The following is a 20468-nucleotide window of genomic DNA, read 5'->3' as shown; positions in this document are numbered from 1 at the left end:
AGAGGAGAACTATCCTCTTCCTACTAGAAAGGGCATAAATCTAAGATATTTATAAAAGTTATAAATTTATGGATAAAAGTAAAACAAATAAAGTTGATGTGTTTTTACAGCATACTCAACGTTTTCAATCTGGACGTTTGACCATATTTTTAGGGGCTGCTCCGGGCGTTGGAAAAACTTTCGCTATGCTTGTTCGTGCCCATGAATTGGCTTTGCAAGGCAGTGACATAGCGATTGCTTATGTAGAAACACATGGCCGAACTGAAACTGAAAACTTAGTGGCGGGTTTAACTTTGATTCCGCGTAAAATTATTCAATATCAAGAGCACCAGCTTGAGGAAATGGATTTAGATGCGGTACTAGACAAGAAGCCAAATATTGTTCTTGTTGATGAATTCGCTCATACCAATGTACCTGGCAGCCGTCATGAAAAGCGCTGGCAAGATATCAATGAACTTTTAGATGCTGGTATTGATGTTTTTACAACAATGAATATTCAGCACTTAGAAAGTTTGAATGATATTGTTTTTCAAATTACAGGTATCCGTGTTAAAGAAACAGTGCCTGATCGGGTCTTTGAACGTATTCGAGATATTCGTTTAATTGATTTGCCTGTCAATGAATTGCTAGAGCGTTTGAAGCAAGGAAAAGTGTATATACCAGAACAGGCAGAACAAGCTTTACAGCGATTTTTTAATGTCGCTAATTTAACTGCTTTACGTGAACTAGCGATGCAAACAGTTGCTGGTTATGTAGATACAGATGTTCGGGAAAATTTTGCAATTCAAGGGCAAGCGGCTATTCCGCTTAAAAACCATGTTTTGATTATGATAGATGGTCTAGGAAACTCTGAATCATTGGTGCGAGCAGGATGTCGTATTGCCGAGCAACGGATGGCCGCATGGACTGTAGTCACTTTCTCTAAAGATTCTCAGATTCTGCCGAAACAAGCTAATCGTCAAAGCCGAGAAATCGAAATTGCATTGAATATGACTCGGCAAATGGGTGGTATGACGGAAACGCTATACGGTAAACAGCATGCGAAAACTCTTTTTGATTATGTTATTGAGCATGGTATTTCTACTTTGGTTTTATCCCAGCCGAAGAAAGAAGTCTTTAACTTACCTTTGAAAGCAGATTTCGTTGATCAGTTAATCAAACTTCAGCCACGATTCGAGCTTAGTATTGTTCCTGTTTTATCGCCAAAAAATATTGCTGTTTCAGACAATATAGCCTCAGACAGTAGAAGAAATTATTTAACACTGAGCGAAATATCCTACGTACTTGTTACAACAGTGATCAGCATTGTGATCGCAAGCCTAAGTGAAACCTATTTGGGCATTGACGATATTTCAGTTATTTTTATTACTGCTGTGGTATTTGTCGCATCAAAAACAAGGATGCTTGCAGCGGTATTTTCTGCAATTTTATTTTTTTTAGCCTATAACTTCTTTTTTATCAGTCCTAAATTTACGTTGGAAATTTCAGCTCATCAAGGTGTGATCACGGTGCTGGCTTTTTTAGGTGCTGCTTTAATTGCAAGTAAGCTGGCATCTAAATTAAAAGAGCAGGTTACAGCGCTAAAAGCATCAAACAGTTATAACAGTATTATGCAAGATTTAGGACAAAAGCTTTCTACTGCAGTAGATTTACAGCAGGTTCAAGATATTGCAATGCATTGTTTAAACAAAAACCTAAATGCAGATGTTTGGATTTATTCACCAGAAACTGAACAGGAAAATCAAAACTTAGAAAAGATGAGTACAAAGGAACAAATTTCTGCAAATTGGACTTTTAAAAATCATCAGGCTTCAGGCCGTTTTACTCAAACACTGATGGAAAATGCTTGGTGGTTTTTACCGCTATTGGCTTCAAAGCAATGCGTAGGCGTCATTGGGCTAAAATTTCCATTGCAGCAACGGCTTTTAACGTCTGAACAAAAACAATTAGCAGAGGTGATGGTCGAATTTATTGCTCAAGCTATTTGGCGTACGCAATTAACCAAAGCGCTTGAAATTGCTAATGTGAGTTCAGAAACAGAAAGATTACGTTCAGCGTTATTATCTTCAGTTTCACATGACTTACGTTCACCCTTAGCATCAATCATTGGTGCTGCTGATACCTTAAGCAATTATCGGCATTCTATGGACGAAACGGATCAAAATAGTTTACTTGAGGCGATTCATTTAGAAGGTGAACGATTAGACCGCTATATACAAAATTTATTGGATATGACTCGTTTGGGACATGAGGGTCTAACACTGGCACGAGATTGGATTGGTGTCGATGAGCTCGTTGGTTCAGCGGTACGCAGGTTACAACGTTATATGCCGCAAGCTTTAGTTGAGGTGCATTTACCTGATGATCCATTAAGTTTGTATGTACATGCTGCACTCATTGAACAAGCTATTTTTAATGTATTGGAAAATGCCGCTAAGTTTTCACCTGAAAATACACCGATTTCAATTCAAGTTTCTAGGTTAAAAGAAAATGAAATGGAAATAACGATTTCTGATCAGGGGCAGGGGATTCCTGAAAATGAGCGTGATCGTATTTTTGATATGTTCTATACAATGGAACGAGGTGATCGTGGACAACACGGTACCGGATTGGGCTTGAGTATTGTTAAGGCAATTATTGGGGCACACATGGGGGCTATTTCTACTTCATCTCTAAGTCATAATCAAGGCACATGTATCCGCATGCAGCTTCCAATTAATCCATTACTGTAAGGTTTTCAATTAAGGAAAATGAATGGCTGAACTCAATCCATCTACTAGTGCCATCGCTACAGTCTTAATCATAGATGATGAGACACAAATACGAAAATTTCTTGATATAGCATTGCGTACCCAAGGTTATAAAGTTATTCAAGCTGAAAATGGCCAGCAAGGTTTAGGTGAGTTAGCCTTGCATGGTGCTGATTTAGTTATTTTAGATTTGGGCTTGCCTGATTTGGATGGTTTTGATGTTTTAATGGAATTACGGAATTGGTCTCATGTGCCAGTAATTGTTCTTTCTGTCCGTTCTGATGAAAATGAAAAAGTAAAACTTTTGGATTCAGGCGCAAATGATTATGTGACGAAGCCATTTAGTATTCAGGAGCTCTTGGCAAGAATTCGTGTTCTACTTCGGCAGACTCAGTTAAGTGTGGTTGAAAGCGTAATTTTTGATGATGGCTACTTGAAAATTGACTTTGCTCAGCGTCAAGTTTATTTAGAGGGAAATCTGATTGCTTTGACCCGTAAGGAATATCAACTATTAACGTTGCTTGCACAGCATAAAGGACAACTGATAACCCAGCCACAGATACTCAAGGAACTATGGGGTGCAACGCATCAGGAAGATACGCACTATTTAAGAATTTTGGTTGCTAAATTGCGTGCTAAATTAAATGATAATGCAGTGCATCCTAAATATATTTTGACAGAACCCGGTGTAGGATTGAGGTTTTTGAGTGTGAATAATTTTGTCCAAGCAAAGCATAATTAAGTTGGTTAGTCCTTAAGGATAATTGTATTGATGCCAGCCAGTTCATTATTTTTCAAATTTAAGTAAAAAGCCCTCAATGAATTTGAAGGCTGTTTATAATTTTAAGTATTGTCATTAGTGAGCAGAGAGATTTCTGCAGTTGTATAGCCACGCTCATAAAGGATGCTGTGAATCGCATTTTTTATGCTTTGGCAGTTGGTTTTTTTTAACTTTTTAAATAGTTCAAAGTCACAGTGATGACTTAAATTGAACTTTATTTCGAGCACTTTTGAATCTGGAGTTGAATAAAGAGAAGTTAAAAACTTACGTATTCGGGGTCGCATATAAACTATTAAGCAATAAAGATGTAATTATCATATCAAGTCTATAAAAATTGAAAAGAGATTTTTTATCGTGTCATCTTATTGATAGCGGCTGAGTAATGCTAAAAACTCTTTTAACTCTTCTTCATTAATCGCATCTTTATCTTTGATTACATGCTCTTTGAGATGTGCTTCAATCAATTGATTCATTAATCCATTTATAGCACCACGAACGGCAGCGACCTGTTGCAGTACGTCTATGCATGATTTGTGCGTGTCAGCCAAACTCTGTTCAACGGCGTTAATTTGGCCCTGAATTCGCTTAACCCGATTTAAAATTTTTTTGTCTTGATGCAGATGCGACATAGCATTTCTGTCCAAATTAAATATACTATAGGGGAGTATTATTGATGGCATAAAAAAATGCAATATCTAAGTAATGTTAAAAGCAACCATACGCATCAATTCGATGAAGGTAATCCACTAGCACAGAAGAAAATTTTAATTGCGACGATCCTGACGGGTGTCATGATGGTCTTTGAAATTTTTGGAGGATGATTCTTTAATTCGATGGCTTTACTAGCTGATGGCTGGCACATGAGTTCACACATGCTGGCATTGGGCTTAGCATATTTTGCTTATCGAATGGCACGTAAATATTCACAAGATCAGCGATTCTGTTTTGGTACGTGGAAGATAGAAATTTTAGCTGGATACTCTAGTGCGATCTTACTCATGGTTGTGGCATTATTTATGGGAATACAATCGGTAGAGCGCCTATTTAATCCCGTTAATATTCACTATAACGAAGCAATATCAATCGCAGTGATTGGTCTTGCAGTGAACTTTATTTGTGCTTGGTTACTACACGATAGTGGGCATCACCACCATCATCACCACGAACATGATCACCATCATGATCATGGACACCATCACCATGATGAAGATGGGCATCACGAACATGATTTAAACCAGAAAGCAGCTTTCCTTCATGTCGTTGCAGATGCTGTGACTTCTGTATTGGCGATCATTGCATTATTTGCAGGTAAATTTTTTGGCTGGGATTTCTTAGATGCAGTTTTGGGTATTGTAGGTGCATTTCTAGTCGCACATTGGTCTTGGGGGCTTATCCGCGAGACAGGCAAAACTTTACTTGATGCTGAAATGGAACATCCAGTTGTTCAGGAAATTCAGGAAGTCATTGAAGACTTAGATAGCCGAATTGTGATTACTGATATTCATGTATGGAAGGTGGGTAAAGGTAAGTTTTCTTGTATCTTGTCACTAGATGTAAGCAGTTTAAATATCACGGCAGATGAAGTCAGAAAAGCCTTATCTATTCATGAGGAAATTGTGCACGTTTCAGTAGAAATTAATACAAGTTCTAGACTCCAAGCAGCAGTATAAAAAATAGATAAAAAGGAGCAGCTCATTTGAGCTGCTCTTTTTTTATATGCTTAGTTTAATGATAAGCCCTAAAATTGCAGCGGCACCGATGACTCTTAATACACTTTGATTGAACTTAAAGAGAGCAATACAAGCGAGTAAGGTTATTACTGCAGCAATGTAGTCAAATTGTCCTTCAAACCCTTTTGGCCATAGCACATGGTAAGCAAAGAAAAGGGCCAAATTAAGAATTACGCCGACAACAGCTGCGGTAATTGCTGTCAGTGGTGCAGTAAATTTAATTTGATTGTGAGTAGATTCGATTACAGGTGCTCCACCTAAAATAAACACAAACGAAAATAGGAAGGTGAACCAAGTAACAATTGTTGCTCCAAAAGCACCTGCTAAAAACTTATGTTCAGGCCCTAATAGGTCGAGGTTGTAACCGCCCATAAATCCAACAAAAGCAACGACCATAATGAGTGGGCCAGGTGTACTTTCACCCAATGCTAAACCGTCGATCATTTCGGTTGGTTTAAGCCACTCATAGAAGTTAACAGCACCTTGATATACATAAGGTAAAACAGCATAAGCTCCGCCAAAAGTCATCAATGCAGCTTTGGTGAAAAACCAAGCCATTTGTGTATAAGCGTGAGACCAGCCATAAGCTACCGTCAGTAATGCTATAGGGAGACACCACAAAATAATTGCAACAACTAGTAATTTAATTAAGCGAGACCATTTAAAAATGGCATGTTCAGGTGTGGGCGTATCATCATCAATGATTGCCTTCCCGTAGTCTTTGAGGCTTGATGCATGAGCATTGCTTGTAAATAGTTTTGGGTCAAATTTACTTAAGAGATAACCACTTAAAGCAGCCAGCAGCACAATAAGGGGGAAAGGAACATTAAAGGCAAAAATAAGAATAAATGCAGCACATGCAATAGCATACATATATTTATTCTTCAGTGATTTACTGCCAATACGATAGGTTGCATGAAAGACGATAGCGGTGACAGCAGGTTTGATGCCATAAAAAAGCCCTGCAATGACAGGTACATTTCCAAATTTTGCATAGACCCATGAAAGACCGATGAGAATGAAAAGGGAAGGTAAAATGAAAAATAGTCCGGCTATGATACCGCCTTTTGTTTTGTGCATTAGCCAGCCAATATAGGTTGCTAATTGTTGTGCCTCAGGCCCCGGAAGCAGCATGCAGTAATTGAGCGCATGCATAAATCTCTTTTCGGAGATCCATTTTTTTTGTTCTACCAATTCTTGGTGCATGACAGAGATTTGGCCTGCAGGCCCGCCAAAGCTGATAAATCCGAGTTTAAGCCAAAACAGTATGGCCTCTTTAAAGCTGATTTCTGGATTGGGCTCGAAATCGTTTTCTTGTAATTGACTCATGAATTCTCACTTTTAAAATTGGTATATAGACCATCAAAAATGTGATTGGATAATTCCACCAACTGTTGATCAGCTTGAATACTGCTTCTCAGTCCTTGTAATATTTTTTCTAACCCAAGAGCCTCAGGTGGCTCATTTCCGCCAATATCTAGGTAATGCACAATTTCAGCGATTTTCAGAAGTGATTTATCGGCTAAATTAAAGCTGTGTAAAAGTACTTCGAATGAAACAAGCTCACCAACATGGGTAAACGTTGCACCGTCAAAATCAAAACCATAAGCATCTGCTGGACAATCTTTAATATCTTCTAGCCACATAAAAATAGGGTCTTTATCAATAAATTTTTGAATGAGCCACGTACAAGCTAAACGATCTACCCAAGGTCGTTTTCGTGTAGCCCAGGTTTTAGATTGGAAGTCATGAAGATTAAGAGAAGGTAGATCACTATTTATAGAAGAGGGCTCATTTGATTCCCCTAAGTGATGAATTTTAAGTTCGAGTTTTGATATCGCGTTTAAGGCTGTGTTTTGTAATTCATTAGGAAAGAAATCAATATCGATGAGAGACGAAAGTTGCTTTCTTAATTTTCTAATGCTTTTTAAATGTTCATTTTTTTGCTCAACATTCAGTGAACTCTCTATTTCATTCAGTTGTAGCAAAAATTCAGAGTATTCATTTTTTCTATTAAAGAGTTGAATTAAGTCTAAATTATTGTTGCTAACGGAATCGAATAGATAGGCAATGCCATCGGCACTTTGATGTTCGTCAATAATGGGGTCAAAGCGTTGCTTTTGTTCATTAGGTAGCACATAGACACCATCACGCAGAGTTGCTGCGCCACAGCTTTTGATGGAACGCCAAATTCTCATTCGAGCAGAAGAGTTTTGTGTGGAAAGGCTAGAAATGAGGATGCTTATAGTCATGTTATAAACTCTACAAATTTTGTATAGGTTATAACAAATTATTTAATTGTGATAATTTTTATACTGAATTAGTTATTCAGGAAATCTGATATATTGTTTGCTGATATACGTATAGATCATCACTATATCTAAGAAATTTTCGGGTAGTGTACAGATCTTTTTTGCGGTAATTTTTACGGTAAATGTAGAACAAGGGTTGATGATATTTATTAAAAATCAGTGTCTTGGGTGGTGTTTATTGTGCGCGCTGAGCGCACCATTTATTTAAACTATAAAACTGAAAAATAAATCAAATTAGTATCGCACACAGTTGCGGCCATCATCTTTCGCCCGATAAAGATTGTTATCGGCAATTTTCAAAACGTCTAGAATATTTTTAGAACTGTCTGGCCAAGAAGCAATCCCAATCGAAATGCTAATGTGACCTATATTCTGAATCTCTTTACCTGCAATCTCTTTTCTGAACCTTTCCGCACTTTCATACACTTCAGTGAGATTGCTGTTCGGTATAATAATGATAAATTCTTCACCACCGTAGCGGCAGCAAATATCATCTTTACGAAATTTTTGCTGCATCGTCTTGGCAATATGCTTTAAGACAACATCACCTTGATCATGACCATAATTGTCATTAATGTTTTTAAAATGATCCACATCCATCAGAAGCACTGAAAAAGGGATGTTCATTTTCATGTTGTGAGTCATGACATAATTCAACCCACGACGATTCATCAAGCCGGTTAAAGGATCTGTATTAATATGATGATCCATCTTGCTCATTTGTTGTGAAAATTTGCGAACACTGAGCAGTAGGGCTAACTTGAATTTTGTGACCTCATAGTACCAAGGCTGGATATTCTTAATTTTTGAACCGATTTCTGCCTGATTTAGCAGACTCGCCATATCTGCCAGTTGATTCAACGGGGCCGAGATAGAGTCAGACAGTCGCCATACAATATAAAAAACAAGCAGATAAAATAAAAAGAATCCTGCGGCTAATTTATAAAGGATAGAATTTGCCTGTTTAAGTAAATCATGGGTGGGTTGTTGGGAAACCACGATCCAGTTTGAAGTCGGAATATGAGAAAAACCCGCCAGATTATCAACGCCCTGGCTATTGATTAAACGAATTTGACCATTTTTATGCGCATGCATATATTCCAGACCAGTATTATTGCTGGCCAATTGACCGATTCTTTCACGATCGGGATGGAAAATAATTTTATTTTCATTGTTAATCACATACATATAACTATTCTTATAATTTTTATAAGTGGTTAGAAGCTGATTAATTACATTTTTTTCTTTTAAATAAATCGCTGAACCGATGAAGCCCTGATAGTGATTTGACTTGTCAAAAATAGGTTGAGAAATAAACACAATCATATTTTTTTGCACAGAAAAATAGGGCGAAGATATATAAGTCGATTTTTTATGAAGAGAGTCAATAATCCCTTGAGTATGTTGTATTTTGCTTTTATCAATATGCAGAATATTAGGGGAAAAGTTTATCAGTCTGCCTTGGGTGTCACTGATCACAACACTGTTATAGTGTTCAGACTGATATTTTAATTTATTGACCTCGGCTTCTCTTAGCTCATTGTTATTAAAGTCTTGACCTAATATCTTGGCACTATAGTCCAGCTCAAGAAGCATATTTCTAAAATGGTTGTCTGTGCTTAATGCAATTTTATGTGCATGATCAGAGTTTAAGGCAAGAGAATTGTCGATTAACTGATTTTTTACGATCTGATAGCTAATAATGAGAGAAATAATAAAAAGGCTAGATACACTAAAAATAGCCAATAAAAGTATTAACTGCCTTAAATTGAGATCAAGGTGTTTCCTAAAATTATTAGCTGACATAAAAAATTAGATATACCTCGATGTATTTATGAGCATTGTATTGCATTTATATTCAATGTTTAAGGTTGATATAAAATTAAATTTCCATTAAGTGGGAGCTTTTATTTCGATCAAATTTAGAATTTATAGATTGCTTGGCTGTAAATAGGGTGGATTTGAAAAGCTGAGTAAGGTTCTGAATATTTGACTATGCTGCAAATAAAAATATGGTATTTAACGTTCAGAAAATCAATTGAATAATTTTGATTTCCTCATGTAAGTTATTAAATAATCAGACAAAAATATGGTTAATTGACATTGATGGGAGGTTAAATTGTCGCCATTTTTTGAAAAATAATCATTTTAAAATTAGTCGTATCGATTCATGACAGCAGTTTCTTTGAATATTGCGTCCTTTTCCGGAAGTATTTTTTATTTATAAAAAATCATATTCCAACTTAAATTTTAAAGCGCTTATTGAGATTATGAACGAGAGTATTGAGCCGTCTATGCAACGGGAAGTTGTATGCTTAATAAGGTATTTTTCTAGAAATCAATAAATTAGATAAAGATGATATGAATGCAAAATTCTTCGTAAGACAAGCCAGAAATATTCTAATCTGCTTTAAAAAAATGACAATTGGAATCTTGTATAAGTCTTCTTTTAGAAGTGTAAAAGAGTATTGTTGGCTAAAAAAATACTGTTATATTGAACTCATGGTAGGTCGTAAAACCAATAAGACGCTACCGATAAGTTGGACGGATCAATGACAGTTAGTTGAGTTTGATGTTCATCACCAGACAATAAATCTAGCACTAGCCATCCAACACAGAGCTCGCAGAAATGCGAGCTTTTTTAATGTCTGCGCAATTCATTCAGTTTAATATTCTTTTTATTATAATCCCTCCAGATAAAAAAGTTTACATTGCCAAATTCGTTAACATCTTGAAGATTAATCGCTTGGCTAATTATGGTATAAAAAACTGCAAATTGGATAATGAGAGAGGAAGGAAAAATGTCAAAGATGATTGATATCAAGGTGAAAGATCAATTTAGCCAAGTGACTGAAGCGAAAGCGATGCTGTGTTCCTTTGCAGAGCACAACATTCATCATGCAGCTGAGTTGGTCAAAAAAATTGAACATATTGTGGTGGATGGTGAAACGATTCTGCCGAGTATTGAGCTATTATTTGAAAGCCAAAAATCTTCAAATATTTATCGCGTTGTCGAATAATTTAATCAGTGAACTTCAGATAGGTAGAAAAAAATTGAACTTATTTATCCGAAATCACCGATTCAGCAGTTAAAAAACTCACCATTTAGGTGAGTTTTTTATACTCTGGTATTTGCCAGCTTGGATACTAATGTATGCAGCTTATAATCAGAAGCTGATTCAATCTCTAAGAGAAGACAACGTGGTAGTGAGCCTTGATTGGCCGAAGAAATTCCCCATACCAATAAAAAAGTTCGCTAGAGTGAGCAAGTATTTAAATCTGTTTAAGCTGTACATCCACATCATATTTTTCAAATTTTTGCAAAATCTGCGCTAAAGTTTGCTGTGCGGTTGTATGCTCAGGGCTTAAAGAAATTTCCTGACGAGTCGTGCTGTCAAAACATTCAATGGCCTGAATCAGCCAATGATGCTCAATGGGACTTTTTTGAATCAATATACGGCGCGGTTGCAAGCTATCACTGATCTGGCGGGGAAGCACATAGGTAATCGCCAGTTGCACAAATTGCAGTTCTTCAACCGGACTTAAAAAGGTGATCACCCAGTTGCCAACTTTACTCAGTTGCATGGGATTATCGAACGCATCGAATTCTAAATAATGTGACATATACATGATCCAATCGGATGTCTATGCTCACCTATATGGCGGGATTGTAATTCTTTTTCTATCACGCTTAAGTCGGATATTCCGAGCTTTAAATTTCGCTTGAATATAAATATTTCAAATAATCAATTAGTTATCTTAAACAATCAAAGCTAGCTTATTGTTAAACTTGCTCATTTAAGAGTTTTAAAGACTAAGATCTTATTAGTCTTCAGCTTTATTTTGCTGTAATTGATCTAAAGCAAAATTGATCTGCTTCAGAATGTGATTCAATTCTTGGGGAGCAATACGGCTTTCCTGAAGGGACGTGATCCATTGCATTTGGCACAGTTTTAAACTGCGCGTATCCGGCGCCTGTAAAATCTGATGAATTTGCTGCTTGGCCATCAAGCCACAATATTTTTGTAAGCTTTCCATCATCATATATTTAAGGTCTTCAAAAGACATAGGTTGCAGTTCAGGCAGCTTTTTTGCATGGCTTGAATCCGTTTCAGCAGATGGAATGTCCTGCGCTACTTTAATGGATTCCATCTCAGGATGGAGTTCTTTTGTCGCAGAAGCTGCTGCTATCGATGAGTCCAACGATCGGTGAATCTCGGAGTGTGCCAGGTCAACTTTTGTATCTGTTCTTGCATCAGCCTGCTTTTGACTGATGGCTACCTCGCCCGTTTCAGCTGGAATAATTAAATCCATGGCATAAAGCTGATCTAAGAGTTCGGCAGGAGCAAGCTGTTGTTTTAAGCCATCATTTAATAAGTTGAAATCCTGGCTGCCGATCAGAACCAGTAAGCGGCGTTGGCGTGCGGTCAGTGGGATGGAGCGATCCTGTAGCACCTCGATCCCACGTTGAGTTTTATAAAAATGCATCATAGCTGAATAGATGGTTGCTAAAATTCAGCTAGAGCATAGTCTGTGAAAATTACATTAATATGAAGTATTTATTAAAATACTGAGGTTTATTTTGATAAGACCTATAATGTCGTGATCGCCGTATTTTCAAGGGCCTTACGTAAATAAGGATCCAGTTCATCCTGACGCAATAGCCATTGCACATAGTCAGTAGGAAGTTCGGCGATGGCAGTACCGCGATGTTTGCCAAAATTAATCGTACGTGGAATTCGGGCATCTTCAGAAGCGTCGAATAATTCCTGCATACTGTTGATTTTTAAATGATGCACAATATGCATCAAAATATTGGCAGTTAAAATAATATCCATATCGGCACGATGCGCTTTACGGATCATTTCACGCGCTCTTTCGCTGCCTTTGGTGATCATATAAATCAGGGCAGAAATATTGTGTGCTTCCGCATCTGGCCAGACCCGACGTGCTAAAGCCAGTGTACAAATCGCCTTGATTTTTGAAGTATCTACGCCACATTTTTCGATGGCACGGACGTCATAATCAATATTATGGCCGATCATGTAGACGGTTTCATCAGGCAGGCGAAAGGTGCTGTAATGCGGCTGACCTTCCAGATCCGATTCCAGAATATGATGCACGGCCATGGCAGCAAAAGAAATAGCTTCGTCACATGAGTAGAGCTGATCAAACAGGCGGCTTTTATCCAGACTGATTTTATGCTCTACAATTTCGACAGGCGCATAAGCAATTTCGATGGGTTGGCCATTTAAAGTATGCGTTTCGGTATCAAGAATAATGGCCTGCATGTCGGAAATGTGCCTGAAAAGAGAGGAGAGTAAAATCTAACATTATTATTTTGCAACTGACAATTGAATTGCTTTATTTCTGTATTAATTGCAGGCTTTTTAACGTATGACGACTATTTGTATAGTTCTGAAAAGGGGAAATTCTCTATTTTTAAGTTTGCTGATTTCATAATAAATATAAACTGACGCGAATTTAATAGAAAAAATAACGCATTCTTTTCTTGATATTGTTTAGATAAATTGGGAAATTACATGTAGTTTTATCGTTTGTTAAAGATAAAACCAGAAAAACTCATTAGAGATGATAATAAATAAGATAAGGATAAGATCGATGAAACGTCAAGTATTGACCTGTGCTCTTCTCACATTAAGTGTAGCCTTAACTGCTTGTAACGATGATAGTGATAATGATCGTTTTTACGAGTCCAAACCTGCTGTTCCAGTAAATAATATCGATAATCCAGTCGTGGCAACACCTGTAGCCTATACTCAAACGGATTTCTCCGGGATCGCTGACGAAAGTGTGATCATGACTTATAAGATGTTAGGAATTAATGGTAAGGAAACACAAGCTACTGCATTAGTTTTCACACCCGAGGGAACGCCTCCAGCTACAGGCTGGCCAATTGTGGCATGGGCACATGGAACTACCGGTGTAGCTGATCAGTGTGCGCCGAGTCGAAAAGCGCTGAATGATTATATCAAAGCCATGATTGGCGGGTTTCTCCAAGCTGGCTATATTGTAGTGGCACCTGACTATGAAGGTTTAGGAGAGCCAAGTGGAAAAGAACTTCATCCTTTCTTGAATCTGAAAAGTGAAGCTTATTCTATTACTGATGCAGTTGTGGCTGCACGAAATTATTTAGGTTCACAAGCGTCCAATCAATGGGTTGCAGTAGGGCATTCTCAAGGTGGACAGGCAGCTTTAGGTGCTGCGCAATATGCAGCACGTGCTTCTAAGATGACCTATAAAGGTACGGTAGCTTTAGCACCGGCTTCAAATTTCAATCTGATTTTGACAGGAGGTGAACAACAGGCGGGACAAGAAACAAATCTGGATAAAAAAATTGGAACTTTAGCATCTTTAGATACCTTTACTGCATTGATTGTTGCCGGTTTGCGTAACCCGAACCCAAATTTGCAATATAGTCAGATTTTTAAAACACCAACCGACGAAATCGCGAAAAATGCAGAAACTGATTGCTATGATGTATTAGGCCAGAAATTTGGTACTGCAATGTATGCTTATGCACAATCAAATAATAACTCAGTAAATAATTATCCTCGTACTCAAACTAACTTTATGAGTATTCCAGTCGTAAAGAGCTTCTTGGAAAAAGATTCTCAGCCTTTACTTGTTAAAGTTTCTACGCCAGTGATTATTTATCAGGGTTCAGCAGATAGTACCGTTCCGAAAGCAGCAACAGATGTTTTGGTTGCACTCGCCAATCAGAAACAAACTTCAGTACGTTATATTACGGATGAGTCAAATGCGACTAAATGGGATCATGGTAGCGTCTATGCACTGAATATTCCTAATATTATTTCAGATGTAAAATCTCTAATGCCAATTCAATAACTTATTTTTATCTGAATGGCTCATGTTTTTTTAGATATGAGCCATTTTTATTGCAAACTGAATAAAGTTCATGATCGAAAATTTAAAACTTCATGCTACAATACGCGCCAATCTTAGCACGGCTTAAAAGCCCTAAATCAATAGGACCTCGCTAATGTTTGCCAATATCTCTATCGCTGAATTTGATCCAGAATTAGCTCAAGCAATCTCGAATGAAGATGCTCGTCAAGAAGCTCATATTGAGCTAATCGCTTCTGAAAACTACTGCTCACCAGCAGTTATGGAAGCTCAAGGTTCAAAACTTACTAACAAATATGCGGAAGGCTACCCAGGTAAACGCTACTATGGCGGTTGCGAGTATGTAGACGTTATCGAACAATTGGCGATTGACCGTGCTAAAGAACTCTTTGGTGCTGATTATGCTAACGTTCAGCCACATGCTGGTTCACAAGCAAACTCAGCAGTTTACTTAGCGCTTCTGAACCCGGGCGATACAGTTTTGGGGATGAGCCTTGCTCACGGTGGTCACTTGACTCACGGTGCAAAAGTAAGCTTCTCTGGTAAAACATATAATGCGATTCAGTACGGTTTAAACCCTGAAACTGGCGAGATCGATTACGAAGAAGTTGAGCGTTTAGCGCTTGAGCATAAGCCACGCATGATCGTTGCTGGTTTCTCTGCATACAGCCAGATCGTTGACTGGCAGCGTTTCCGTGAAATCGCGGACAAAGTTGGCGCTTATCTGTTTGTTGATATGGCTCACGTTGCAGGTTTAGTTGCTGCTGGCGTTTACCCAAGCCCGGTACAAATCGCTGACGTTACTACGACTACGACTCACAAAACACTTCGTGGTCCACGTTCTGGTCTTATTCTTGCGAAAGCAAACGAAGAAATCGAGAAAAAATTACAGTCAGCTGTATTCCCAGGCAACCAAGGTGGTCCTTTGGTTCACGCGATTGCTGCGAAAGCAATCTGCTTCAAAGAAGCAATGGCACCTGAATACAAAGCTTACCAACAACAAGTCGTTGTTAATGCGAAAGCAATGGCTGAAGTATTAATCGCTCGTGGTTATGATGTAGTTTCTGGTGGTACTGAAAACCACTTGTTCTTGCTGTCTTTAATCAAGCAAGACATTACAGGTAAAGAAGCTGATGCTTGGTTAGGTGCTGCTCACATTACTGTGAACAAAAACTCTGTACCAAACGATCCACGCTCTCCGTTCGTCACTTCAGGTATCCGTATCGGTACACCTGCAGTAACAACTCGCGGTTTTGGCGAAGCTGAAGTGCGTGAACTTGCAGGCTGGATCGCTGACATCCTGAATGCTAAAGGCGATGAAGCTGTTATCAACGCGGTGAAAGAGAAAGTTGCAGCGGTATGTGCTAAATTCCCAGTTTATGCATAATCGCTTATAAACGGAAAGGAGCTCCCAACCGGGAGCTTTTTTTATAGCTGTAAAAATAACGATGTAAAAGATGTTTAGACTTGATCGGGCTTATATAGATCAATTTCCATGCCGTAAGAGATTGAGTCATCAATAAAATCATATTGAGTTTTTCTCAATCTGGCTTAAAGTCTTTTATCAACTATTTGTATTTTTAAATGCTTTAAAAGAATGAATGCATTCGTTGCATGCTTTGCTTGAAATTATTTACAGGAATTATTTTCAGAACCTGACACTTTAAAAATAATAGGTTATTGAGCTGAAGATCATGGTAGATGAAGCGCTTGAGTGAATCCCATGTTACTGTAAGGTGGTGCTGATATAAGCGCCGTGAATGACATCATTCTTTTTATTTAAACGTTATATGGATCGGTATCATTTGAATATGGGTAAATCCTGTATTTAAAAATGCTGCTGGCGGTTGATTGATTAATTTTTCATTTATGCATTAAACAAGGTAATAAGGATGACTAAACCCAACATTATTTTATCTGAGCAAGATTTACATCGTCTGGAAACGATGCTGGAGAATCAGAGCAAGCTGAGCGAAACCATGATCCGCTTAGAGGATGAATTGGCACGTGCCGAAGTGGTCGAGCCGCAAGCGATCGCAAGCAATATCGTGACCATGCATTCCCGTGTGTTGTTGACCATTGCACCTTCTACGGAAGCTGTTGAGGTGACACTAGTTTACCCACACGAATTTAAAGGTGAAAAGGGGCAGGTCAATGTGGTCGCACCGATAGGTGCAGCCATTTTGGGCTTAGCAGAAGGTCAAACCATTGAATGGCCACAACCGGATGGTCATACCATGAAAGTAACCATTGAAAAAGTGCTGTTTCAGCCGGAGAGCGAAGGGGATTATCTTTAAGCCAGCGTTGGATCATCCTTGAAAGCCATAGCAATATGGCTTTTTTTGCATATGGATTTTAAGTAAAACCTGGTGTTGTAAGCATTTAGATCAGATTGAATACATTTTAAAGTTCTAAATGCTTAAAGTTAAACAATTCTCAAGATGCTACGTAGCCATTTATCTCTGTAATTGGATTGTCTTGCCAAAATCATAATTAAAATAAAGATAAAACATGGATTTAGTTAAAGTGATGTAACGAATTTCTGGATAAATATACACAACGCAGTCTGTTTTTTTGCTACATTCGAAGATGTTCTAGACTTCTTTGTTTCACTTTTTTAAAGGATATCGCCTCAACCATGTCGCGCTTTGAAGCTCTACCTGCCTTGACTGACATGATGCTTGATCGTGAGGAAATTCTGGCGATTAAGCGTAATGAGCTTGTGCCTGTACTGGATAATCAATATGGGCTGAATCATTATGCAGATGCTTTGATTCAGGCACAGTCCGTTCTACTGAATGGTGTAGATCCGCACTTGACCCAACAGTTAAGCCATACCATTGAGCAATTGATTCAGGCTTTGGCAGAATCTAAAAAATATCTGAAAAAACGTAAATTTAATGCCCTACAGAAATGGCTAGGCATCGATCTGGATTATGGCTCAAGTCAGGTGGAATATTATCAACGGCTAGACCGTTTGCTCGATCAGGCCGATCACTTAAGCCGTAAATTACAGATTGAAATTCAGAAATCGCAGTCGCGTTTTCAGCAGCTTTTGGGTTTGCGCGAACAGATGGCCAAGCACATTGTCGCAGCAGACGAGTTTCTGTCTGAATATCCGCTATTCGTCAAAAACCAGCATCCCTTGGATAATTTTTTAGAACGCCTCTCCAAGAAAATTAATACCTTACGTACCTTGCAAAGCAGTAATGACATCGCCATTACCCAGATGCAGCTTTCGCAGCAGCTTTCCTTTAGCCTGCTGGATCGCTTTAAGGAAGCACAGCAGGTCTTGATTCCGGCCTGGCAATATCATGTCAAACAAAGCCAGACGAAACACTCGACAAGTGATCTGGAAAAACTTGATAATAGCCGTGAGAGTCTGATTAAAACGTTAAAAAAATCCCTCGAGAAACCCTCGAAAACATAACAATATAAGGTGAACTATGACCAAGTCTGATTTAGTAAATTTACCTGTTGAAAGCTCGAATGAACTGGTCGAACAAAAATTCCAGCAAATGGACCTGAAAGAACTGGGCTTACAGTCTGCTGACTTTCAGGAGGTGCTGGCTGCACGTAAAGAGTTGCAGAACATGAGTCATAACAGCGTGGCTGAATATGGCAAAAATATTGCGACCAAAACTTCGACCTATACCGATGAATTACTGAATCTGGTGCAAAATAGAGATCTGGATGCGACAGGACAGAAGCTGAATCAGGTGGTACAGGTGGCTCAGCAGCTGAATACCAGCAGTATTCTCAATAAAAAGAAAAGTTCGGGTTTTTTTGGCAATATCATTAGCAAATTCAAAGGTGCGAAAGATAACTTTGATGCGCATTTCAATACCACTAAAGAGCAGCTAGATGTACTGGTGAAAGAGATTGAAACCTCGCAATCCGGTTTGAAAGCACGTGTTGATACCCTGGATAAAATGTTTGACGGGGTACAGGATGAATATAAACAGCTCGGGGTACATATCGCCGCAGGCCGTTTACGCGAACAGGAGCTGCAGCAGGAAATTTCCACTTTAACCGCCTTGCCGCAAGATCAGAGCACCACCCAGAAAATTTATGACCTGAACCATCTGGCCAATAATCTGGAAAAACGTGTCAGTGATTTACAGGTATTGCAGCAATCTGCGATGCAGACCTTGCCAATGATCCGGATTATCCAGTCGAATAACCTGATGTTGGTCGACAAGTTCTATGCGATCAAAAACATTACTTTACCGGCGTGGAAAAACCAGATCAGTCTGGCGATTTCGTTGAGTGAACAGAAGAACAGTGTACAGCTGGCCAATACCATTGATGATGCTACCAACGAGCTGCTGCGCCGTAATGCTGACCTGTTACATCAGAACTCGGTTGATACGGCTAAAGCCAATCAACGCTCGGTGATTGACATTGAAACGCTTGAACATGTGCAAAACACCCTCATTAAAACTGTAAATGATGTGATTCAGATTCAGAAAGAAGGTGTACAAAAACGCACAGAAGCAACCGTGCGTTTGAAAGCTTTGCAGGATAATCTGAATCATTTGGTGATTGAATCAAGTACCAGTGGATCCAAGCCCAACTAAATCAGGTAGGGCCAAAATCTGTAAGAAGGAGTAGAGATTGCCGCCCTTAGATGAATACGCCGTTAAGCCTCAGGACATCAAGCAGGGGGTAGTTGCACTCAAGAAACGTCAACGCAATTTGATGCTATTGGGTTTGACTACTTCTACCGTATTTATAGCCTCATTGATCAGCCTATTTTTCCAGCAGGAACTGGTCTATGGCTTTTTTGGCCTGAGTACTCAAGTACAGCAGTTGCATTTGCCGGTCAGTGTAGATGCCACACTGGCCAGCATTGGTGATAGTCCCGATTATTTTTTTAGTTTGCTGAGCTGGTTTGGCTGGCTGATTATTAAAATTTTTGCCTCTTTCATCGGTGCATTTTTTGTGATTGGCTTACTGAAAAAGTTGCGTTTCTTTTATGTGCGCTTTCAGTCTTTTGTGCTGAAATTTGTCGCCTGGCTGATTGCTTTTATCGTAATTTGGTCAGGCTTAACTTACTGGCAGCATGATCTGCGCAATGATCGGGATGATGCTTATCAGCAAGTGGTGTATTACGATAGTAATATCAATGATAGTGAAATCGCCCGTTACCTGGCTGATTCAGAGATTGCAGCACCGGTGAAATCTTATTTATTGGCGCAAACGGCATTGCTGCATAAGCCTCAAGATTTATCTGCCGCAAAACCTTATGTTTTAAACTTGGTTGAAGCAGAAAAACAGGATCCTAAATTTGAACAATATGGTTTCAAGCCTGAACAAATCTGGACCATGCAGCAACAGGTCTATGGTCAAGCCATGACACCAGTCGCCAAGAGTGTAAATATGCAGGTACAACAGGCGGATCAGTTAAGTCAGATCACGAATCTGGTTATTATTGGTGTTGCTATTTTATCGGCACTACTTAGCCTAATCTTGTTTTTCTTGGCCAACTCAATCAAGGGTCGTTCTCTGCGTATCGAACAGCGGATTCATTAATTTCCCAAAATGCTCCTGAATAGGGAGCATTTTTTTGATAAAATTTCAATGCTATTTTTAAGATAACCTATTCAACTTGCTCAATACCGCCCAAAAATTAAAATAAGGCAGCATAAAATCTATGATTGGATTGATAATCTAAAATATCGATCAATAAAATAAAAACAAACTGTTTTACCTATTTATTCAATTCATTTAATATCCTGTTATCAAATAAACATTTACTCCTTTGGAGACGTTAGCAATGTTAGACCAAAATACTTCAGCCCAACTTAAAACCTTATTAGAACGCCTGGAAGGCCCGATTGAACTGGTGGCGACTTTGGATGGCTCTGACAAATCAGCCAAAATCCAGGAACTGGTGTCCGAAGTGGCTGCACTGTCTGATCTGGTCACTGCACGCTTTGACGGAACCAATAAACGTGCGCCAAGTTTCGGGATTGCAAAAGCTGGTGAAGAGCCACGCGTATTC

Annotated in this window: 16 protein-coding genes and 2 pseudogenes; 11 read left to right on the top strand and 7 right to left on the bottom strand. The window is 38.7% G+C overall.

Annotated features, from left to right (window positions below):
* Nucleotides 1-68 precede the first annotated feature (68 nt).
* Both AC13CK_RS11655 and AC13CK_RS11650 read left to right on the top strand, forming a co-directional pair.
* Nucleotides 69-2732: an ATP-binding protein gene (locus AC13CK_RS11655; RefSeq protein WP_348907044.1), complete on the top strand. Its 2664-nt coding sequence runs from the start codon at nucleotides 69-71 to the stop codon at nucleotides 2730-2732.
* Between the two features lie 22 nt (nucleotides 2733-2754).
* Nucleotides 2755-3492 carry a response regulator gene (locus AC13CK_RS11650; protein WP_071321131.1) on the top strand — a complete coding sequence of 246 codons (738 nt, stop codon included), beginning with the start codon at nucleotides 2755-2757 and terminating at the stop codon, nucleotides 3490-3492.
* A gap of 401 nt (nucleotides 3493-3893) precedes the next feature.
* Here AC13CK_RS11650 and AC13CK_RS11645 read toward each other — a convergent pair whose 3' ends face one another.
* A complete protein-coding gene (locus tag AC13CK_RS11645; RefSeq protein ID WP_071321149.1) occupies nucleotides 3894-4160 on the bottom strand; it encodes a metal/formaldehyde-sensitive transcriptional repressor in 267 nt (88 codons plus the stop codon).
* A 57-nt stretch (nucleotides 4161-4217) separates the two neighbouring features.
* Between AC13CK_RS11645 and dmeF the strand changes: the two are divergent.
* Nucleotides 4218-5201, top strand: a pseudogene (dmeF, locus tag AC13CK_RS11640) (CDF family Co(II)/Ni(II) efflux transporter DmeF).
* A 42-nt stretch (nucleotides 5202-5243) separates the two neighbouring features.
* Here dmeF and chrA read toward each other — a convergent pair.
* The 3 genes from chrA to AC13CK_RS11625 form a co-directional block, all read right to left on the bottom strand.
* Nucleotides 5244-6590, bottom strand: coding sequence for a chromate efflux transporter (gene chrA, locus AC13CK_RS11635; protein ID WP_071321130.1), 1347 nt, complete (start codon nucleotides 6588-6590; stop codon nucleotides 5244-5246).
* Complete coding sequence (locus tag AC13CK_RS11630; RefSeq protein ID WP_311203934.1) at nucleotides 6587-7513, bottom strand: chromate resistance protein ChrB domain-containing protein; 927 nt, start codon at nucleotides 7511-7513, stop codon at nucleotides 6587-6589. Before AC13CK_RS11630 ends, chrA begins: the two co-directional genes overlap by 4 nt.
* 294 nt (nucleotides 7514-7807) lie before the next feature.
* A complete protein-coding gene (locus tag AC13CK_RS11625) occupies nucleotides 7808-9379 on the bottom strand; it encodes a sensor domain-containing diguanylate cyclase (RefSeq protein ID WP_425878940.1) in 1572 nt (523 codons plus the stop codon).
* A gap of 995 nt (nucleotides 9380-10374) precedes the next feature.
* Between AC13CK_RS11625 and AC13CK_RS11620 the strand changes: the two genes are divergently transcribed.
* On the top strand, nucleotides 10375-10593 hold the full coding sequence (locus tag AC13CK_RS11620; RefSeq protein WP_425878942.1) for a hypothetical protein: 219 nt from the start codon (nucleotides 10375-10377) through the stop codon (nucleotides 10591-10593).
* 253 nt (nucleotides 10594-10846) lie between these two features.
* Here AC13CK_RS11620 and AC13CK_RS11615 read toward each other — a convergent pair whose 3' ends face one another.
* The 3 genes from AC13CK_RS11615 to AC13CK_RS11605 all read right to left on the bottom strand — a co-directional run bounded on the left by AC13CK_RS11615 (nucleotide 10847) and on the right by AC13CK_RS11605 (nucleotide 12864).
* A complete protein-coding gene (locus AC13CK_RS11615; RefSeq protein WP_071850993.1) occupies nucleotides 10847-11197 on the bottom strand; it encodes a hypothetical protein in 351 nt (116 codons plus the stop codon).
* Nucleotides 11198-11398: 201 nt separating this feature from the next.
* Nucleotides 11399-12064, bottom strand: coding sequence for a hypothetical protein (locus AC13CK_RS11610; RefSeq protein ID WP_044112094.1), 666 nt, complete (start codon nucleotides 12062-12064; stop codon nucleotides 11399-11401).
* A gap of 101 nt (nucleotides 12065-12165) precedes the next feature.
* Nucleotides 12166-12864, bottom strand: a complete 699-nt coding sequence (locus AC13CK_RS11605; protein WP_044112093.1) for a DUF3820 family protein — start codon at nucleotides 12862-12864, stop codon at nucleotides 12166-12168.
* A 331-nt stretch (nucleotides 12865-13195) separates the two neighbouring features.
* On the opposite strand from AC13CK_RS11605, the gene AC13CK_RS11600 reads away from it, so the two are divergent.
* From AC13CK_RS11600 to AC13CK_RS11570, 7 genes and pseudogenes are all read left to right on the top strand, one after another.
* Nucleotides 13196-14443 (top strand): alpha/beta hydrolase, encoded by a 1248-nt coding sequence (locus AC13CK_RS11600; protein WP_313564689.1) that lies wholly within the window; start codon nucleotides 13196-13198, stop codon nucleotides 14441-14443.
* A 154-nt stretch (nucleotides 14444-14597) separates the two neighbouring features.
* Entirely contained in the window at nucleotides 14598-15848 is a 1251-nt protein-coding gene (glyA, locus tag AC13CK_RS11595) for a serine hydroxymethyltransferase (protein WP_425878944.1), read from the top strand.
* A gap of 505 nt (nucleotides 15849-16353) precedes the next feature.
* Complete coding sequence (gene rnk, locus AC13CK_RS11590; protein ID WP_044112091.1) at nucleotides 16354-16758, top strand: nucleoside diphosphate kinase regulator; 405 nt, start codon at nucleotides 16354-16356, stop codon at nucleotides 16756-16758.
* 341 nt (nucleotides 16759-17099) lie between these two features.
* A complete protein-coding gene (locus tag AC13CK_RS11585) occupies nucleotides 17100-17891 on the top strand; it encodes a tellurium resistance protein (protein WP_425878946.1) in 792 nt (263 codons plus the stop codon).
* 16 nt (nucleotides 17892-17907) lie between these two features.
* Nucleotides 17908-19041: a toxic anion resistance protein gene (locus AC13CK_RS11580; protein ID WP_253145779.1), complete on the top strand. Its 1134-nt coding sequence runs from the start codon at nucleotides 17908-17910 to the stop codon at nucleotides 19039-19041.
* 37 nt (nucleotides 19042-19078) lie between these two features.
* Nucleotides 19079-19996 carry a hypothetical protein gene (locus AC13CK_RS11575; protein WP_425878948.1) on the top strand — a complete coding sequence of 306 codons (918 nt, stop codon included), beginning with the start codon at nucleotides 19079-19081 and terminating at the stop codon, nucleotides 19994-19996.
* A 244-nt stretch (nucleotides 19997-20240) separates the two neighbouring features.
* Nucleotides 20241-20468: pseudogene (locus tag AC13CK_RS11570) on the top strand (alkyl hydroperoxide reductase subunit F); the annotation flags it as partial.

The organism is Acinetobacter sp. L-24 (assembly GCF_056857555.1).
Note: the sequence above shows the minus strand (reverse complement) of the source record. Positions and strands in the feature narration are given on the sequence as shown.

Bases quoted from the DNA above. Each gene is read 5' to 3' on its own strand.
- AC13CK_RS11655 (WP_348907044.1), top strand. From the start codon at position 69: ATGGATAAAAGTAAAACAAATAAAGTTGATGTGTTTTTACAGCATACT.
- AC13CK_RS11650 (WP_071321131.1), top strand. From the start codon at position 2,755: ATGGCTGAACTCAATCCATCTACTAGTGCCATCGCTACAGTCTTAATC.
- AC13CK_RS11645 (WP_071321149.1), bottom strand. From the start codon at position 4,160: ATGTCGCATCTGCATCAAGACAAAAAAATTTTAAATCGGGTTAAGCGA.
- chrA (WP_071321130.1), bottom strand. From the start codon at position 6,590: ATGAGTCAATTACAAGAAAACGATTTCGAGCCCAATCCAGAAATCAGC.
- AC13CK_RS11630 (WP_311203934.1), bottom strand. From the start codon at position 7,513: ATGACTATAAGCATCCTCATTTCTAGCCTTTCCACACAAAACTCTTCT.
- AC13CK_RS11625 (WP_425878940.1), bottom strand. From the start codon at position 9,379: ATGTCAGCTAATAATTTTAGGAAACACCTTGATCTCAATTTAAGGCAG.
- AC13CK_RS11620 (WP_425878942.1), top strand. From the start codon at position 10,375: ATGTCAAAGATGATTGATATCAAGGTGAAAGATCAATTTAGCCAAGTG.
- AC13CK_RS11615 (WP_071850993.1), bottom strand. From the start codon at position 11,197: ATGTCACATTATTTAGAATTCGATGCGTTCGATAATCCCATGCAACTG.
- AC13CK_RS11610 (WP_044112094.1), bottom strand. From the start codon at position 12,064: ATGATGCATTTTTATAAAACTCAACGTGGGATCGAGGTGCTACAGGAT.
- AC13CK_RS11605 (WP_044112093.1), bottom strand. From the start codon at position 12,864: ATGCAGGCCATTATTCTTGATACCGAAACGCATACTTTAAATGGCCAA.
- AC13CK_RS11600 (WP_313564689.1), top strand. From the start codon at position 13,196: ATGAAACGTCAAGTATTGACCTGTGCTCTTCTCACATTAAGTGTAGCC.
- glyA (WP_425878944.1), top strand. From the start codon at position 14,598: ATGTTTGCCAATATCTCTATCGCTGAATTTGATCCAGAATTAGCTCAA.
- rnk (WP_044112091.1), top strand. From the start codon at position 16,354: ATGACTAAACCCAACATTATTTTATCTGAGCAAGATTTACATCGTCTG.
- AC13CK_RS11585 (WP_425878946.1), top strand. From the start codon at position 17,100: ATGTCGCGCTTTGAAGCTCTACCTGCCTTGACTGACATGATGCTTGAT.
- AC13CK_RS11580 (WP_253145779.1), top strand. From the start codon at position 17,908: ATGACCAAGTCTGATTTAGTAAATTTACCTGTTGAAAGCTCGAATGAA.